Source organism: Methylobacterium sp. 001424705 (genome assembly GCF_059816145.1).
Map to the genome: position 1 here is coordinate 22,151 of NZ_JCBANU010000015.1, position 15,226 is coordinate 37,376.

13 protein-coding genes are annotated in these 15,226 nt (G+C 66.8%); 6 read left to right on the forward strand and 7 right to left on the reverse strand.

Annotation, left to right across the window (positions count from 1 at the left end; genetic code table 11):
- Positions 1-2: 2 nt before the first annotated feature.
- A protein-coding gene (locus AC6EUL_RS12730; protein ID WP_156389644.1) for an IS630 family transposase occupies positions 3-958 on the reverse strand; the annotation gives its coding sequence in 2 pieces (ribosomal slippage) (positions 3-607 and positions 607-958; 957 coding nt in all).
- A 1,315-nt stretch (positions 959-2,273) separates the two neighbouring features.
- Here AC6EUL_RS12730 and AC6EUL_RS12735 point away from each other — a divergent pair.
- A complete protein-coding gene (locus AC6EUL_RS12735; protein ID WP_056271917.1) occupies positions 2,274-2,789 on the forward strand; it encodes a sigma-70 family RNA polymerase sigma factor in 516 nt (171 codons plus the stop codon).
- 4 nt (positions 2,790-2,793) lie between these two features.
- The gene (locus AC6EUL_RS12740) at positions 2,794-3,780 is read left to right on the forward strand and encodes a DUF4880 domain-containing protein (protein WP_499870445.1); all 987 of its coding nucleotides are present in this window, start codon (positions 2,794-2,796) and stop codon (positions 3,778-3,780) included.
- Positions 3,781-4,086: 306 nt separating this feature from the next.
- Here AC6EUL_RS12740 and AC6EUL_RS12745 read toward each other — a convergent pair whose 3' ends face one another.
- From AC6EUL_RS12745 to AC6EUL_RS12765, 5 genes are all read right to left on the reverse strand, one after another.
- A complete protein-coding gene (locus AC6EUL_RS12745; protein WP_056271923.1) occupies positions 4,087-4,980 on the reverse strand; it encodes a class I SAM-dependent methyltransferase in 894 nt (297 codons plus the stop codon).
- 23 nt (positions 4,981-5,003) lie between these two features.
- Positions 5,004-6,023, reverse strand: coding sequence for a Hint domain-containing protein (locus tag AC6EUL_RS12750; protein WP_499870447.1), 1,020 nt, complete (start codon positions 6,021-6,023; stop codon positions 5,004-5,006).
- A gap of 262 nt (positions 6,024-6,285) precedes the next feature.
- Positions 6,286-7,215 (reverse strand): Hint domain-containing protein, encoded by a 930-nt coding sequence (locus tag AC6EUL_RS12755; protein WP_499870449.1) that lies wholly within the window; start codon positions 7,213-7,215, stop codon positions 6,286-6,288.
- Positions 7,216-7,998: 783 nt separating this feature from the next.
- Positions 7,999-8,232 carry a Flp family type IVb pilin gene (locus AC6EUL_RS12760; protein ID WP_499870451.1) on the reverse strand — a complete coding sequence of 78 codons (234 nt, stop codon included), beginning with the start codon at positions 8,230-8,232 and terminating at the stop codon, positions 7,999-8,001.
- Positions 8,233-8,428: 196 nt separating this feature from the next.
- Positions 8,429-8,749 carry a DUF3072 domain-containing protein gene (locus tag AC6EUL_RS12765; RefSeq protein WP_499870453.1) on the reverse strand — a complete coding sequence of 107 codons (321 nt, stop codon included), beginning with the start codon at positions 8,747-8,749 and terminating at the stop codon, positions 8,429-8,431.
- A gap of 287 nt (positions 8,750-9,036) precedes the next feature.
- Between AC6EUL_RS12765 and AC6EUL_RS12770 the strand changes: the two genes are divergently transcribed.
- The 4 genes from AC6EUL_RS12770 (at position 9,037) to AC6EUL_RS12785 (ending at position 11,991) form a co-directional block, all read left to right on the forward strand.
- Positions 9,037-9,546, forward strand: a complete 510-nt coding sequence (locus AC6EUL_RS12770; protein WP_499870558.1) for a MarR family winged helix-turn-helix transcriptional regulator — start codon at positions 9,037-9,039, stop codon at positions 9,544-9,546.
- Entirely contained in the window at positions 9,546-10,268 is a 723-nt protein-coding gene (locus AC6EUL_RS12775; RefSeq protein ID WP_056213646.1) for a response regulator, read from the forward strand. The genes AC6EUL_RS12770 and AC6EUL_RS12775 overlap by 1 nt, the downstream gene beginning before the upstream one ends.
- 4 nt (positions 10,269-10,272) lie before the next feature.
- Positions 10,273-11,664, forward strand: coding sequence for an ATP-binding protein (locus AC6EUL_RS12780; RefSeq protein ID WP_056274663.1), 1,392 nt, complete (start codon positions 10,273-10,275; stop codon positions 11,662-11,664).
- 132 nt (positions 11,665-11,796) lie between these two features.
- A complete protein-coding gene (locus AC6EUL_RS12785; protein WP_056213650.1) occupies positions 11,797-11,991 on the forward strand; it encodes a hypothetical protein in 195 nt (64 codons plus the stop codon).
- 82 nt (positions 11,992-12,073) lie between these two features.
- On the opposite strand, the gene AC6EUL_RS12790 is transcribed toward AC6EUL_RS12785, so the two are convergent.
- Complete coding sequence (locus AC6EUL_RS12790) at positions 12,074-15,217, reverse strand: efflux RND transporter permease subunit (RefSeq protein ID WP_499870456.1); 3,144 nt, start codon at positions 15,215-15,217, stop codon at positions 12,074-12,076.
- Between the last annotated feature and the right edge of the window lie 9 nt (positions 15,218-15,226).

Here is a 15,226-nt window from a genome sequence, read left to right on the forward strand (position 1 = left end):
GCTCAGATTGGATCATAGGCATCGTATCCAGCGGCGGTGAGATAGTTTCGGCATTCGTCAGGTCTGAACGCCGCGAAAGCGTCGTGAATGGCGCGGGTCAGGTCGTCGGCGGTTCGCGCTGCGGCGGTCCGGAGCAGGGCTTTCGCTTTGGCGAAGACCTGTTCGATGGGGTTAAAGTCCGGACTGTAGGGCGGGAGATAGAGCACCTGTGCGCCGACCGCCTCGATGGCTTCGCGCACCCCGGCGACCTTGTGGGCGTTCAGATTGTCGAGGATGACGGTGTCGCCGGGCTTCAGCACAGGAGCCAGGGTGTCGGTGACGTAGGCCCGGAAGCGCATGCCATTTGTCGCTCCATCGAAGACGGTCCTGGCGATCAATCCCGTGGCGCGCAGGGCGGCGGTGATGGTGGTGGTCTTGTAGTGCCCATGAGGTACGGCGATCCGGCAGCGCTGACCGCACGGAGCACGGCCATACCGGCGGACCATCTTCGTCGTGGCGGCCGTCTCGTCGAGGAAGACCATGCGATCCGGATCGAGATCGAGTTGACGCTCGAACCAGTCCTCGCGCGCGGCCTTCACATCCGGCCGCTCCTGCTCGGCCGCGTGGACAGCCCCTTTTTACGGGTGATGCGGTGCCGGGCGAAGAAGCGCGACAGACTGCTCGTGCTTGCCCGGACACCGCGTTCCGAGAGCCTGTCGCGGAGCTCACGCAGAAAGGATTGCGGATGCTCTTCGTAGGTCCGAAGGATGAGGGCCGCCTGCGCTTCCAGGCGCTGCGAGTTGCGGTCGCCGCCCATGGGCCTGGGCGCGATCCGCCCGTCCTGCCGGTAGCGTTCGTGCCACCGGATCGCGCTGGCTGCCCCGATACCGAAGCGTTGGGCTGCCTGACGCCGCGATGAGCCCGCTTCAATCGCGGCGACCACGCGCTCGCGCAGATCGATCGACAGGGCTGAAGGCATGGCAATCCTCCCTCACAAGCCCGCTCAGTTAATCGCACGCAATCCAGACTGCCTACCCCAAGCGATTCAATCCGCCAGGGCACGGCTCTAGCTCGTCGGGGTCGAAGCCTTCTTCGGCTCACGGCGGCGTTACATCCGCCACCCATCGCCCGTCGATCCGCAGCCGGAGGTGTCTCCGGAGCGACGGGCATGGAGACGATGGGGGCGCGACCGATTAACTCGCGTACCCTTTCGTGACAGCGGCTCCGCGCCGATCGATCGGCTTCGCCCGAAGCGCGGGCGGGCGGGCGGCTTGGTCCGTTCCGAGAATGGCGCCGGCTGACCACAGACCTTCGGTCTTGCGCAGGCGGAATGCCTCCCGCGTGCGGACATCGCTCTCGCGGTTCGGTCCTCCAGCCTGATCCCGCCCACGAACGCGGTCCAGCTCGTTCGCTCGACCACCGATGGCTATCCGGTTCCAGGCCGCGATCTATGCCGACGTCGGGGCCGCGGTTTGTGACGCAAAGGCTTTCAATGCGAGCCCGGCGCGTACCGACTCGCCCCGCTCACTGCGGATCCGTGTGGCCTGCAATCCACCTCGTGCCGTGCCCTCGCGAAGGGGGCCGTCCGAGCGTCCGTCAGAGCGTCGCGATCCTGATTTTTCCACCTTCCGCCCCGGCCGGCTCGGAAGCCTTTTCCAGGGGGAAGCGCTCGCGGGCGCATGTCGACGATCGGGTTCAGATCCGACCCGGCGTCGAGGCACCCCGGTCGTCCGCGACCTTGCCGTCGAGGGCGATGCCATCACAGCCGCAAAGGACTGGGACCGGCGACCGGCTTCACATCGGCTACGGGCCTCCAACACGCGGATGATCGGACCGATCGCAAACCGTTTGCGCCAGATGGGGCCGCGCTGCGACCGCCCGCGTCACGCCGTGGCTCTGATCCGTGCTCTGCAACCGCCCATGAGCCTCGTTCAGGCTGTCCGTTGCAATTTGTCCGAAAGATAGATTGCGTAGATCTGCTCAAGATGTAAATTTATCAATCTATGGCACGCGGTATGCATATCTATTCTGGTCTAGGTTTCAGTCTATAGGAAAAATTAGTGGTGACAGAGAGGCTGGTTGATTGTGTGTAATCTCTCTTTGACGGATATAAAAAGCGCAGTTTGGACAAATATACAGAAGTAGCAAGTCTCATAAATCGAAATAACAAGACTGTATAGATAGGATTTCTAGAGGATGAATTCTCAAAAGCTTGTAAATGGAAGCAGATGAGGTGGGCAATGGCCGGAATCGCTCGGTGAGCGAGGCACGGCAGCACGCGTGCGGGGGTTCAAATGGCTAGCGTCGTGGCTGGACAGAATTCAAGGCTGATCGAGACGCTGTTCCGGGAGCATTCGTCCTGGCTCGGCTCGTGGCTGTCGCGGCAAACATGGACCGTGCACGCTCCGGAGGACATCGTCGCGGACGTGTTCCTGTCGCTTCTTACGCTGCCGAACATGGAGAGCGTACGCGAGCCGCGGGCCATGATGACGACGATCGCCAAGCGCATCATCTTCGATGCGCGCCGTCGAAAGACACTCCAGAACGCCTACGAAGAGGCTCTCCTCACCATCCCGGAAGCGGTAGACGTCTCGCCGGAGGAGCGCCTCATCATTCTGCAGGCGTTGCAGAAGGTGGACGAAGTCCTGGCGAACCTGTCGGTCCGGGCTCGAACGGCGTTCCTGATGAGCCAGATCGATGGTATGTCGAACAAGGACATCGCCCAGCACCTGAATGTCTCGCTCGGTGCCGTGAGCAAATACATGACGCAAGGGTTTTCGGCCGTCTACGTCGCCAGGTTGGAGAGTTGAGGGCATGGCGAAGGCCCGAACGCGGGACGAAATTGCCGATCCCCGGATCGGCGAGACCGGGCGCGCCGCGATCAAGTGGATGGTTGCGCTGAACTCCGGCGATATGACGGAACGGCAGCTTCGCGACTTCGAGCGCTGGCGCCGCGCGAGCCCGGGCAATGCCGAGGCTTGGAATCGGATGTCGGGCGGCCTTCAGCCGTTCGACGTGTTGGCCCAGTCCGGGCTTCCGCGCGGTGCGGTCGCCCAGATGCAGGACCCGGCGATGCGGCGCGACCGTCGGGCGGTCCTGAAGGGCTTGGTCGGGCTCAGTGCCAGCGGTGGGGCCGGCGCAGCGCTGCTGCAGCGCTTCGTGCCGATGGAGGACGTTCTCAGCGATCATTACACGCGCACGGCCCAGCATGAGCAGTTCGAGCTCGCCGACGGGAGCGACGTGATCCTCGCACCGCGTTCGTCGCTCAATCTCGCGCTCGGACCGGAGGAGCGCGGTCTCCAGTTTGTCCGCGGCAGGATGATGCTCAACGTCGCACGCGCGGATACCCGGCCCTTTGTCGTCGACCTCGGACTGGTCCGGTTTGCCGCTTCGGCCGGCGCGTTCGTCTTCGATCGTCGGGACGGGCACGTGGGCATCACGGGCTTGACCGGTGGGGGAACCCTGTCGGGGGCCGGGCGCCGGATGACGATCAAGGCGAGCGAGCGCCTCAGCCTCGATGGAGCGGAGGTCCGTCTCAGCAAGGTCGATGTCGATGCCCAGTCGTCCTGGACGACCGGACTTGCGGTCGTCGACAACGAGACGCTCGGTCATATCGTCGAACAGATCAGACCCTATTACGCGGGCTTCGTTTTATTGGACCCAGCTGTCGTGGACCAACGCGTCTCTGGCGTGTTCAATCTGTTCGACCCGGTTGCCGCTCTCGAAACTCTCGCCCGATCGGTCGGCCTCGGCATGGTCAGGAGGGCGGGCTTCTGGATCAGGATCGAGCCGACAGCCTGACCGCGCGGAGGTCCAGCCGATCGACCGCCGGCAAGCCTGAAACTCCCGTGGCTCACTGTTCCTGCCACGCGCTTTCTCCAAAGGCGCCTTCCCCAGCCCGCGAAAGGCCACAGGCGAACCGGTCCGGGTGCTCCGGTGCCTCAGAGACGACTGCCCATCGACGAGAACCAATCTGTCGGAACGCAGCAACCGTCCACATTCTTTGCTTCGGGGACAGCCCTCCCGGCAAGTCGGGTCGACAGTGCGAACTCAGAGCCGGAGCGCGCCTGCCTCTCGGGGCTTGGACGCGTTCGCCGGGCCCCTCCGTCAGTCACGGGCGACGAGCTCGGCGATCCGGCGCTGTCGGTCCAGGATCGCCCGGAGATATTGGATCGAGCCTTCCTGCATCGGGCGAAGAACCTGCTGATCTTCCTGCACATCGCGCCGCATCGACACGAAGAACTCGTGTCCGCCGGGATCCGTCCCGGCGATCTGGTTAAAGACGAAGGGAAATCGACCGAGGCGGGTCGCCTCTTCGATGACGGTGAGAAACGACAGGGGGGTGAAGACCCAGCAATGACATGCCGCATGATGCTTTGAGGCGAGCGCTTCAGCCGCGCGCGCGTGCGCGAGAGGCAGAGCCGATTCCGCGAAGAGGCGCCGGGCCTGTGACACATCCGTGCCCTCCCAGACTGCGGCAGGATCGACGGTGCGCGTTTCGTAGGTGTGAGCGAAGATCTGCCGTGGGCTCGGCTGTTCGTACGCGAGAAGATCCGCTTCGACCAATTCGGCGATCGTGCTCTCCCGCCGGCTTACGTCGGAGGTGTAGCGGCGGTCCGGTAAGGAGAGATTGAGGACACCGCCAGGACGCAGCACGGCATGGATACCACGAAACCAGCCGAGAAGGTTTGGGACGCGGTGGGCGGCATGGACAGCGATGGCAAAGTCGTAATCCGTCCGCCCGATCCGCTCGGCCAGAGATGTCGAGCCGCTCCAGGCATAATCGGCCTGGACAGCGTCGGGGTGAACGGCAGCGGCGTCGACGGCGTGGTCGAGATAGGTGACGCGCAGACCTTCCGGCAAGGGCGTCGAATTCGACGCTGCACCGAACTCCAGCCCCCGGCCTTCAGGCAGGCCGACATCGTGCGTGAGCCGCGCGAGGCGGCGTTCGGCGGATCGTCGGCTGAGGAAGGCGTCGAGGGACAGCGAGCCTGCATGCATGCGTCGAAACCCTGCAGTATGGCCTAGGCAGCCGCCAGACCGAAACGATGAACGCCGACATCCCAGGCGCAGTCCTCGGTGAGGGTCTGGGCGAAGACGGTATCGAGACGGGCGCGCTCTGCCTCGACGAGGGGGCCGTCGAGGGCGACCGGGCGGCACCGGGCCGACAGCCCCGGCGGCACGAAGTCCGGATGGTGCAGCCTGTGATCCGACGCCTCCACGAAGAAGGGGCGGCAGCCGAAGTCGAGGAAGCTCTCGGCGGGCAGTCCCTCGGCGAGGAGGATGTCGTGGGCGTCGAGTTCCACGTGCCAGTAGGAGACGCGCGCCAGGCTGGTGCGGGCGATGGTGGTTCCGTTGACCAGGCACATGACCGGCACGAGTACGCCGCCCTGCGCCTCGGCATCGGCGCCGACGAGGACGGGATGCCCGGGGGAGAGGAAGAGGTCGCGCCTGGGCAGGCCGTGGCCGAAGGCGCCGGCCCGGATGCGGATGGGCGACTGGTCGGCGGGCAGCGGCCGCTCTGCCCCGAGATCGCGATGGCCGGTCCAGGTGATCGTACGGTGGCGGCCGGAGGCGGTGACGGCGCGGTCGCCGACCTGCAGGTCCTCGACGGCGACCTCGCCCCGCGTCGTCAGGATGCGCGTGCCGGATCCGAAGCAGAGGGCGTAGGGATCCTGCTGGACGGTGATGGATTGCCCCGGCTCGTAAACATCGTTCGAGTAGAGGAGGTAGACGTACTCACCCCTGGCTGCTGAAAAGACGCGGGTGACGACGCCGCCCGAATCTCCGAGCTGGCCGACATACTCCCGATTGGTGAACGTGGTCGATTGATCCCCGACGGTTTGGACGATCTGCATCTTGTCGGCCGGGGTGTCGCCCAGGATGTTCGGGTCGTCGGACCCGTCGGTCGACGGCAGATCGCTGAGCACGAACTGGCCCTCCGTCCCTCCCGATCTGCTGCCGATCGCGATCATGTCGTCGCCGTTCTTACTGTCGGCCGTTCCCAGCGAGTAGAAGCGGGAAAACGTCTGCGTCGATGCCATGGTGCGGGCCTCTCATGGATTGGGTTGCGCGGGATGCCGTCCGACCGATTTGCCGGAGACAAGGTCGTTCCGTGTGTGTCGCGCCGAGCGATTGCCATGATGGAGACCGCAACGGCGATGGATGCTGATCCACGTTCTTCGCCCGGCCGAAGCGGCTCGTCGAAATGCACAACTCGGTAGATTCTGACGGTCTCGTCGGGCGTAAGGACTGGGGGCGTGCTCTGGGTGTCGCGAAGGCGCCGGATCGTGGACGAACCGGCGCCTACTGGGCGGCGGGAGCGAAGTGGCGGGTGCCCGCATCCCAGTCGCAGTGCTCGGCGAGAATCTGGGCGAAGACGGTATCGAGACGGGCGCGCTCCGCCTCGACGAGGGGGCCGTCGAGGGCGACCGAGCGGCACCGGGCCGACAGCCCCGGCGGCACGAAGTCCGGATGGTGCAGCCTGTGATCCGACGCCTCCTCGAAGAAGGGGCGGCAGCCGAAGTCGAGGAAGCTCTCGGCGGGCAGGCCCTCGGCGAGGAGGATGTCGTGGGCGTCGAGTTCCACGTGCCAGTAGGAGACGCGCGCCAGGCTGGTGCGGGCGATGGTGGTTCCGTTGACCAGGCACATGACCGGCACGAGTACGCCGCCCTGCGCCTCGGCATCGGCGCCGACGAGGACGGGATGCCCGGGGGAGAGGAAGAGGTCGCGCCTGGGCAGGCCGTGGCCGAAGGCGCCGGCCCGGATGCGGATGGGCGACTGGTCGGCGGGCAGCGGCCGCTCTGCCCCGAGATCGCGATGGCCGGTCCAGGTGATCGTACGGTGGCGGCCGGAGGCGGTGACGGCGCGGTCGCCGACCTGCAGGTCCTCGACGGCGACCTCGCCCCGCGTCGTCAGGATGCGCGTGCCGGACCCGAAACAGAGGGCGAGGGGCGACTGGTCCACGTTCGAGACGGAATTGTTGTACTGAAAGCCGTCTTGGTTGGTGAACAGGATGTAGACGTAACTGCCGGCTTTCTCGCCTGTCGTTGGAAAGCGCACGACGGTGCCATCGGTGCCGGTCTTGCCATAGTAGGTGAGGCTCTGTGGGTAGGGTGTCCCATCGGGCTGTATCACGGTGATGGGCTCATTCGGCGTATCGCCGAACACGCCGAGGTTGTCGCCTGACCCGGTGCTGGCGGTTTCCGTCAGCGTGTAGCCCGGCGGGTCGGACATGACATTGCCCACCAAGAACCCGTCTGAAGCCGGCCGCAGTTCCACGAAATTCTTGTACGTGATGGAAGGATTGGGGCCGGACGACATCGTTGCGCTCCATGTATCGATTTGTCTATAGTGTGTCTAGGATTTCACAACGTTAAAATCCGTACAGAATCTAACAGCAATACTTTTGTAGGTATATCTCAATACATCAAAGGTATAAGAATACATTTAATCTGGCAATGTGAAAGTCGCGCAATTGTGCAATGAGGCCGGCACGGGACGGTGAGGGGCGGAAAGCTCGTTCTCTTGCACTTAGGTGCTTCCCACGAGTCTGTGGAACGGCATGCGAAACTTCACACGCCGTTGCGGCACTTTTTTTAGCGGTTGGATTCGCAGTTGCGGATTGGATTGGTGGCCGCACCTAAGTCGAAGCGTCGGAAGGGGCACGATGGCGCCGGGGTGCCACCCGTTTGCGCGATCGATGCGCGAGGGCCGGTCGCAGCGTCGGCGCTGGAGAGGAGCGAAAGGTCGTGATTGCCGCCGCGACGAAACGGGCCCGGTGGGGCTCGCCGTTCAGCCGAAGCGTGGGCGGCGTCGCGGCGCGCGTCCGCCGTCCTGTTTCGCGAAGCGGGGGCGGACGGCGTCCCGCGGACCGCCGGCTTCCGGCCCGGTGTTCTACGTCGATGCAGCGCCGGGGATCGTTCGGACTGCGGAGCGCTCGCGGACCGAACGCGTCCGAGACTGGGTCACATCTGCCGAATGGTCACGCGGATGCACGGCGACGAAACAGGCTCGGACTCAGGATGATCGGTTGAGGGCAGCGCCGATATAGTTGTACATCGCGGTCGTCTGGTCGGCGAAGTACCGCATCGCGGTCACGATCGCCAGAAAGACCATGGCCATGATCAGGCCGTACTCGAGGGCCGTCGATCCGGACGTGTCTTCGAGGAAGCGACGGGCCAGGATCTGCAGATCGTGCCGCGCCGGAAATCTCCGCCGACCCCTGGCCTGTTCGCAATCCAGTTCGGTCATGGCCCCAGGGAATCTTTCGCGGACGTCGATCGTGGGAAACGTTACGCGACCTTCCTTGCGGAGGACTTAAACGGATCGTCGAAGTCCGGACTTGAGCCGATGCGACGGGCCGGGCGCGTCGGCCCCCGGTCCGTCTTTCACGCTTGCCCGACCCGTCCAGGCCATCGGATCGAGCCGGCCGGCCCCGCGGCGACGGTCAGGCCTTGCCGGATTCCTTGCGCAGGGCATCGATCCGCTGGGATGCCTCGGCCTTGTCGAGATCGGGGTCGAACGCGTCCGGGTCCTTCGCCTCTTCGGACAAGGTCTTGAGGTAGGACGCTTGCGCGCCGGTCATCGGCTCGCCGCCGGTGGTCCACTCGCTCGGATCCTTGATCTGGTTCGAGACGTCCTTCGGATCGGTCTTGGGGTTCTCGTGAGCTTCCGAAGCGTCAGACTTGGACGTGCCGGACTTCGATGAGTCGGACTTCGATGAGTCGGACTTGGATGCCTGGGTCTTGTTCGCCTGGGTGCCGGCCATGTTCGGATCCTCTGGTTCACGAAATGTTCTAGTGAACGCGAGGCTCAACGGCGGGTTCCTGCGCCTACGCCCGATAAGGCCTGTCGTCCCGTGGTCATCTGTCTCACGGGTTCGCGCGGTTCGGATACGTAGGCGGTTCTCGCGATCGGCTGTTCCCATTGTGGGAACGGGGCTCGGCGTGCCGTCACGCGTCCTCCGATCCCAGGCTTGACGGGTCGCGTCCGGGCTGGAACATGTCAACAACGCTGACGTACATCGAGGTCGCCCGAGACGTGACTGCCCACGCGATGCGAGATGCCGACGCCGATACGCCGCTGCCGTCCTCCGGTTCCGGCGATGATCTCATCGAGCTTCTGTTCTTCGCCTACCGGGATTTCGTCGGCGACCCCGACCGCATCCTGGCCCAGTACGGCTTCGGCCGGGCCCATCACCGGGTGCTGCACTTCGTCGACCGCTATCCGGGTCTTACGATCGCCGAACTCCTGGATATCCTGCGCATCACCAAGCAGAGCCTGAACCGGGTGCTGAAGGATTTGATCGAGCAGGGCTACATCGCGCAGAAGACCGGCACCAGCGACCGGCGCCAGCGGCTGCTGTTCTGCACCGCGGCCGGTGCGGACCTCGCCGGCGACCTCATGCGGGTCCAGAGCCGGCGGGTGGCGCGCGCCCTCGCGGCATCGGAGCGCGGCGGCGAGGCTCCCCTCTCCGCCGAGAGCTTCCTCTTCGGCATGATCGAACCCGACGCGCGCGCGGCCGTGCAGCGCCTGATGTCCCGGCGCGCCGGCAAGGCCGCCTGATGGCCACGCCCGGGGCGCGCCCGACCGCCGATCTTCCCGACCATGCGCCTCACGTCCTGGTGGTCGACGACGATCGCCGGGTACGGGAACTGCTGTCGCGTTTCCTCTACGAGCAGGGCTTCCGCGTCACCGCGGCCGGGAACGTGCCCGAGGCCCGCACCAAGGCGCAGTGTTTCGTCTTCGATGCCCTGGTGCTCGACGTGATGATGCCCGGCGAGAGCGGTTTCGATTATGCCCGGGAAGTCCGCCAGACCTCGCGCGTGCCGATCCTGATGCTGACCGCGCGCTCGAATCCCAACGACCGGGTCATGGGCCTGGAGATCGGCGCCGACGACTATCTGCCCAAGCCCTTCGAGCCGCGCGAGCTGATCCTGCGCCTGTCGAACATCATCAAGCGGCGCAACGAGGCCGGCGGCCGTGCCCAGAGCCACGACACCGTGACCTTCGGACCCTTCGCCTACCGGATCGACCGGGGCGAATTGCGCCGCGCGGACGAGCTGATCCGGATCACCGAGCGCGAGCGCGAGATCCTCACCCTCCTGGCCCAGGCCGCCGGCGGCAACGTGGAACGGGAGGCCCTGGCCGGAAGCGGCGGCCTCGCCGCCGAGCGCAGCATCGACGTGCAGATCAACCGCCTGCGCCGGAAGACCGAGGTCGATCCGGCCAATCCCCTGTTCCTGCAGACGGTGCGGGGCGTGGGTTACCGCCTCGCGGTCGACTGAGCCCATGGCCGGTACCGGCCTGCTCCAGCGCACGGCGACCCGCCTCGCCGCCCTGCCCCGGCCCCGGCGGATGTGGCGGATCGTCAGCCGCGCCATCGGCGATCTCCTGCCCAAGGGCCTCTACGCCCGATCGCTCATCATCATCATCGCGCCGGTGGTGCTGCTCCAGTCTGTGATCGCCTACACCTTCATGGAGCGCCACTGGCAGCTCGTGACGCGCCGCCTTTCCTCCGCCGTCACCGCCGACGTCGCCGCGCTGATCGACATCTATGAGAGCTACCCGCAGGACAAGGATTCCGAGACCCTCACCCGGATCGCCAACGACCGGCTCAACCTCGACGTTGACATCCTGAAGGGGGCCAAGCTCCCCCCGGCGGGGCCGCGGCCCTTCTTCTCGATCCTGGACGAGGCCCTGTCCGAGGAGATCCGGCGCCAGATCCGCCGGCCCTACTGGATCGACACCGTGGGCCGCTCCAGCCTCATCGAGATCCGGGTCGCGATTCCCGACGGCGTGATGCGCGTCACCGCCCGGCGCAGCATGGCCTACGCCTCGAATTCGCACATTTTCCTCCTTTGGATGAGCGGCTCGTCCCTGGTGCTGCTCGGCGTCGCGATCCTGTTCCTGCGCAACCAGATCAAGCCGATCCTGCGGCTGGCCGCCGTCGCCGAGAGCTTCGGCAAGGGCCGTGAGATCGAGTTCCGGCCCCGCGGGGCCCGCGAGGTGCGCCAGGCCGGCCACGCCTTCATCGAGATGAAGCGGCGCATCGAGCGGGCGATGGAGCAGCGCACGACGATGCTCAACGGGGTCAGCCACGACCTGCGCACCATCATCACGCGGTTCAAGCTCTCCCTCGCCCTGGTCGAGCAGACCCCCGAGGTCGAGGACCTGCAGCGCGACGTCGACGAGATGAGTCGCATGCTGGAAGCCTACCTCGCCTTCGCCCGGGGCGATTCGGGCGAGGTGGCGGTGCCCACCGACATGCGCGCGCTCTTGGAGGACCTGCGCACCGACGTCGAGCGCCTCGGCGCCCATGTGGAGGCGGTGGACCTCGAGGACCATCCGCGGCTGACCCTGCGGCCCGACGCCATGCGGCGCTGCCTGTTCAACCTCGCGGCCAACGCGGCCCGCTACGGCGAGACCGTCGCGATCACGGGGCGGCGCGAGGCGAGGGCCTTCCTGGTCTCCATCGACGACGACGGCCCGGGCATCCCGCCCGATCAGCGCGAGGAGGTGTTCAAGCCCTTCGTGCGCCTTGACGATGCGCGCCAGGATGCGGGCGGCTCCGGCCTCGGGCTCTCCATCGCCCGCGACATCGCCCGGGCCCATGGCGGCGACGTCAGCCTGCACGACAGCCCGCTCGGGGGCCTGCGCGCCACGGTGCGGATCCCGGCCTGATCCGGGCTCATCGACCGCAGGAAAGCGTGGCCGATCCAGCTTGGCGCCGGGTGCGGGGCGATGCTATGAGAGGCGCAGCAAACGCCACAGGGACCGGTGAACCGGGTCCGACAGAGGTTGAGAGACCCGCCCATGAACAGCCCGCTGACCCCCCTCCTGATCCTCCTGCTCCTGCCGATCACCGCCATCTGCGCCGTGCTCTACACGGATGCGGGCATCGAGCCGGCGCTGTTCTACGCCACCGTGAAGACCTTCGTGGTGCTCTTCATCGTCGCCGGCGGCCTCTGTTTCGCCGCGAGCCGCTTGGCCGCCCGCAGCGAGGGCTGAGCGCGCGCGAGCCCAGGACCGCCGACGAAAAGGCCCGGACCGAAAGGTCCGGGCCTTTTCGTTTCGCCCCCCTGCTGGCGGCCTATTCGGCCGCGATGCGCGGCGGCAGGATCGGCTTCGGGTCGTTGGCCGAATGGGTCGGCGGCCGCGCGAACGCGCCCTCCGTCGGCTCGTCCACGCGTCCGACGAAGCGGCCGAAGACCCGCACGAAGAGGCGCGACAGGTCGTCCACCAGGACGAAGATCGCCGGCACGAAGACCAGCGACAGGCCCGTGGAGACGATCAGGCCGCCGATGACCGCGATCGCCATGGGCGCGCGGAACTCGCCGCCGATGCCGAGCGCCATGGCGGAGGGCACCATGCCGGCCGCCATGGCGATGGTGGTCATCACGATCGGCCGGGCGCGCTTGCGGCCGGCATCGATGATCGCGGTGGCACGGTCGACGCCGCGGGCCATCTCCTCGACGGCGAAATCCACCAGCATGATGGCGTTCTTGGTCACGACGCCCATCAGCATGAGGATGCCGATCACCACCGGCATCGAGATCGGCTTGTTGAAGATCAGGAGGCCGAGGATCGCGCCGCCGATGGAGAGCGGCAGCGAGAACAGGATGGTCAGCGGCTGCAGAAAGTTCCCGAACAGCAGCACCAGCACGCCGAACACCATCATCAGGCCGGCGCCCATGGCGAGGGCGAAGCCCTCGAAGACCTCGCCCATCACCTCGGCGTCGCCCGTCTGGCGAATGGTGACGCCGGGCGGGAGGTCCTTGGCGGTGGGCAGGGCGAGGACGGCGCCGATCAGGGCGCCGAGGGCGTCCGAGCCCTCCATGTCGGCCTCCAGGGCGACCCGGATGGCCCGGTCGTAGCGGTCGATGGCTGTGGGGCCGCGCCCGAGGCTGAGATCGGCCACGGTGGAGAGCGGCACGGCCGCGCCGCCCTTGACCGGGACCTTCAGGGTTTCGAGCTGCGAGAGGTCGCCGCGCAGGCGCTCCGGCAGCTGCACCCGGATCGGCACTTGGCGGTCGATGGTGTTGAACTTGGCCAGATTCGCGCCGATGTCGCCGATCGTGCCGACCCGCACGGTCTCGGCGATGAGGTCGGTGGTGACGCCGAGATCGGCCGCGACCCCGGCCTTCGGGCGGATGCGGATCTCGGTGCGGTCCAAGGGGGCCGTCGAGAGCACGTTGACCAGGTGGGGTACGCCCGCGGCCTCGCGCTGGAGCTTGGCCGCCGTCTCCGCCACCACCGCCTTGTCGGGGCCGGACACGATCAGGGTCACGTCGCGCTGGCCGCCCTCGCGCAGGGCCCAGAATCGGATGTCGGGCACGTCGTGCAGGATCGCCCGGATGGCGATGTCCACCTGCTTCTGGGTGCGATGGCGGGTGTTCTTCGGCGTGAGATTGATGGTGAAGGTCGCGAGCCGGACTTCCTTCTTCCCGGGGAGCTGCCGGCCGCCGTCGACGAAGACGCTGCGCACCTCCGGCAGGGCGCGGATGCGCTCCACGAGGGCGTCCGTCACCTGCGTGGTGTCGGCGAGGCGAGCCCCCGGCGGCAGTTCCACCACGAAGATGGTGCGGGCGGCGTCCTCCGCGGGGAGAAAGCCCGCCGGCAGCAGCCCGGTGGACAGGATCGACCCGGCGAAGCAGGCGAGCCCGAGCACCAGGGTGATGAATTTGTGGCGCACCGACCAGGCGACCACGCGGGTGTAGCCCCGCATCACCGGGCCCTCGTGGGTGTGATCGGGGCCGTGATCGCGCAGGAAATAGGCGGCGAGCAGGGGCGTGATCAGGCGGGCCACCAGGAGCGACATGAACACCGCCGCCGCGATGGTGAGCCCGAACTGCTTGAAGTACTGCCCGGCGATGCCGCTCATGAAGGAGACGGGGGCGAAGATCGCCATGATCGTCGCCGTGATGGCGATGACGGCGAGGCCGATCTCGTCGGCGGCCTCCAGGGCGGCGCGGTAGGGGGATTTCCCCATGCGCATGTGCCGAACGATGTTCTCGATCTCCACGATGGCGTCGTCGACGAGGATGCCGGTGACCAGCGTGATGGCGAGCAGGCTGACGGCGTTCAGGGAGAAGCCGAGGCTGCTCATCACCCAGAAGGTCGGCAGCACCGAGAGCGGCAGGGCGATCGAGGCGATCAGGGTGGCACGCCAGTCCCGCAGGAACAGGAAGACCACGACGACCGCCAGGGCGGCCCCCTCCACGAGGGACAGCATCGCCGAGTGGTAATTGCCCACCGTGTTGGTGACCGAGGTGTCGATCAGGTCGAAGCGCACACCGGGATGGCGGGTGCCGAGTTCGGCGATGCGCTTGGCGACGCCGACGGCGACCTCCGCGTCGCTGGCACCGGTGGAGCGCGAGATCGCGAAGGCCACCACGGGCTCGCCGTTGAAGCGCGCGAAGGTGCGCGGCTCCTCCGAGCCGTCCACCAGGGTGGCGAGTTCGTCGAGGCGGACCTTGCGCCCGCCGGGGACGACGATCGAGGTTTCCGCCAGGGTGTCGAGGCTGGCCGCCCCGGCCAGGGTCCGGATGGACTGCTCCTGCCCGCCGAGTTCGCCGCGACCGCCCGCCATGTCGGCGGCGGTCAGGCGCAGCTGCCGGTTCACGTCCGCGGCCGTGATCCCCAGCGCCAGCAGGCGGTCGGGCTTGAGGGTCACGCGGACCTCGCGGGCGACGCCGCCGAGGCGCTCGACGCCCCCGACGCCCTTCACGCTCTGCACCTGCCGGGCGATGACGTCGTCGATGAGCCATGACAGGTCTTCCGGCGTCATCGCGGGCGCCGAGGCGCCGTAGATCATGATCGGCAGGCCCGCGATCTCGACGCGGTTGATGATCGGCTCCTCGATGGTGCGGGGCAGGTTCACCCGCACTTTCGAGATGGCATCCTTGACGTCGTTGACCGCCCGGTCGCTGTTCACCTCCAGGCGAAATTCGATCGTGGTGCTGGAGACGCCCTCGGAGATCGTCGAGATGACGTGCTTGACGCCCTTCACCCCCGCCACCGCATCCTCGACGACCTTGGTCACCTGGGTCTGCAGCTCCGAGGGCGCGGCCCCGGATTGCAGCACCTGGACGGAGACGATGGGGATGTCGATGTTCGGAAAGCGCGTGATCGGCAGCGCGCGGAAGCTGACCAGTCCGAGGACCACCAGCACCAGGAAGAGGACGAGGGAGGGGATCGGCTTGCGGATCGCCCAGGCCGAGATGTTCAGGCGCATGGGATCGTC

Excerpts from the sequence above, each read along its gene's own strand:
- AC6EUL_RS12750 (WP_499870447.1), bottom strand. The coding sequence starts at position 6,023 with ATGGCATCGACGCAGACGTTTTCCCGCTTCTACTCGCTGGGAACGGCC.
- AC6EUL_RS12765 (WP_499870453.1), bottom strand. The coding sequence starts at position 8,749 with ATGGCCGGCACCCAGGCGAACAAGACCCAGGCATCCAAGTCCGACTCA.
- AC6EUL_RS12780 (WP_056274663.1), top strand. The coding sequence starts at position 10,273 with ATGGCCGGTACCGGCCTGCTCCAGCGCACGGCGACCCGCCTCGCCGCC.
- AC6EUL_RS12760 (WP_499870451.1), bottom strand. The coding sequence starts at position 8,232 with ATGACCGAACTGGATTGCGAACAGGCCAGGGGTCGGCGGAGATTTCCG.
- AC6EUL_RS12785 (WP_056213650.1), top strand. The coding sequence starts at position 11,797 with ATGAACAGCCCGCTGACCCCCCTCCTGATCCTCCTGCTCCTGCCGATC.
- AC6EUL_RS12745 (WP_056271923.1), bottom strand. The coding sequence starts at position 4,980 with ATGCATGCAGGCTCGCTGTCCCTCGACGCCTTCCTCAGCCGACGATCC.
- AC6EUL_RS12775 (WP_056213646.1), top strand. The coding sequence starts at position 9,546 with ATGGCCACGCCCGGGGCGCGCCCGACCGCCGATCTTCCCGACCATGCG.
- AC6EUL_RS12735 (WP_056271917.1), top strand. The coding sequence starts at position 2,274 with ATGGCTAGCGTCGTGGCTGGACAGAATTCAAGGCTGATCGAGACGCTG.
- AC6EUL_RS12755 (WP_499870449.1), bottom strand. The coding sequence starts at position 7,215 with ATGTCCGACCCGCCGGGCTACACGCTGACGGAAACCGCCAGCACCGGG.
- AC6EUL_RS12770 (WP_499870558.1), top strand. The coding sequence starts at position 9,037 with ATGCGAGATGCCGACGCCGATACGCCGCTGCCGTCCTCCGGTTCCGGC.
- AC6EUL_RS12790 (WP_499870456.1), bottom strand. The coding sequence starts at position 15,217 with ATGCGCCTGAACATCTCGGCCTGGGCGATCCGCAAGCCGATCCCCTCC.
- AC6EUL_RS12740 (WP_499870445.1), top strand. The coding sequence starts at position 2,794 with ATGGCGAAGGCCCGAACGCGGGACGAAATTGCCGATCCCCGGATCGGC.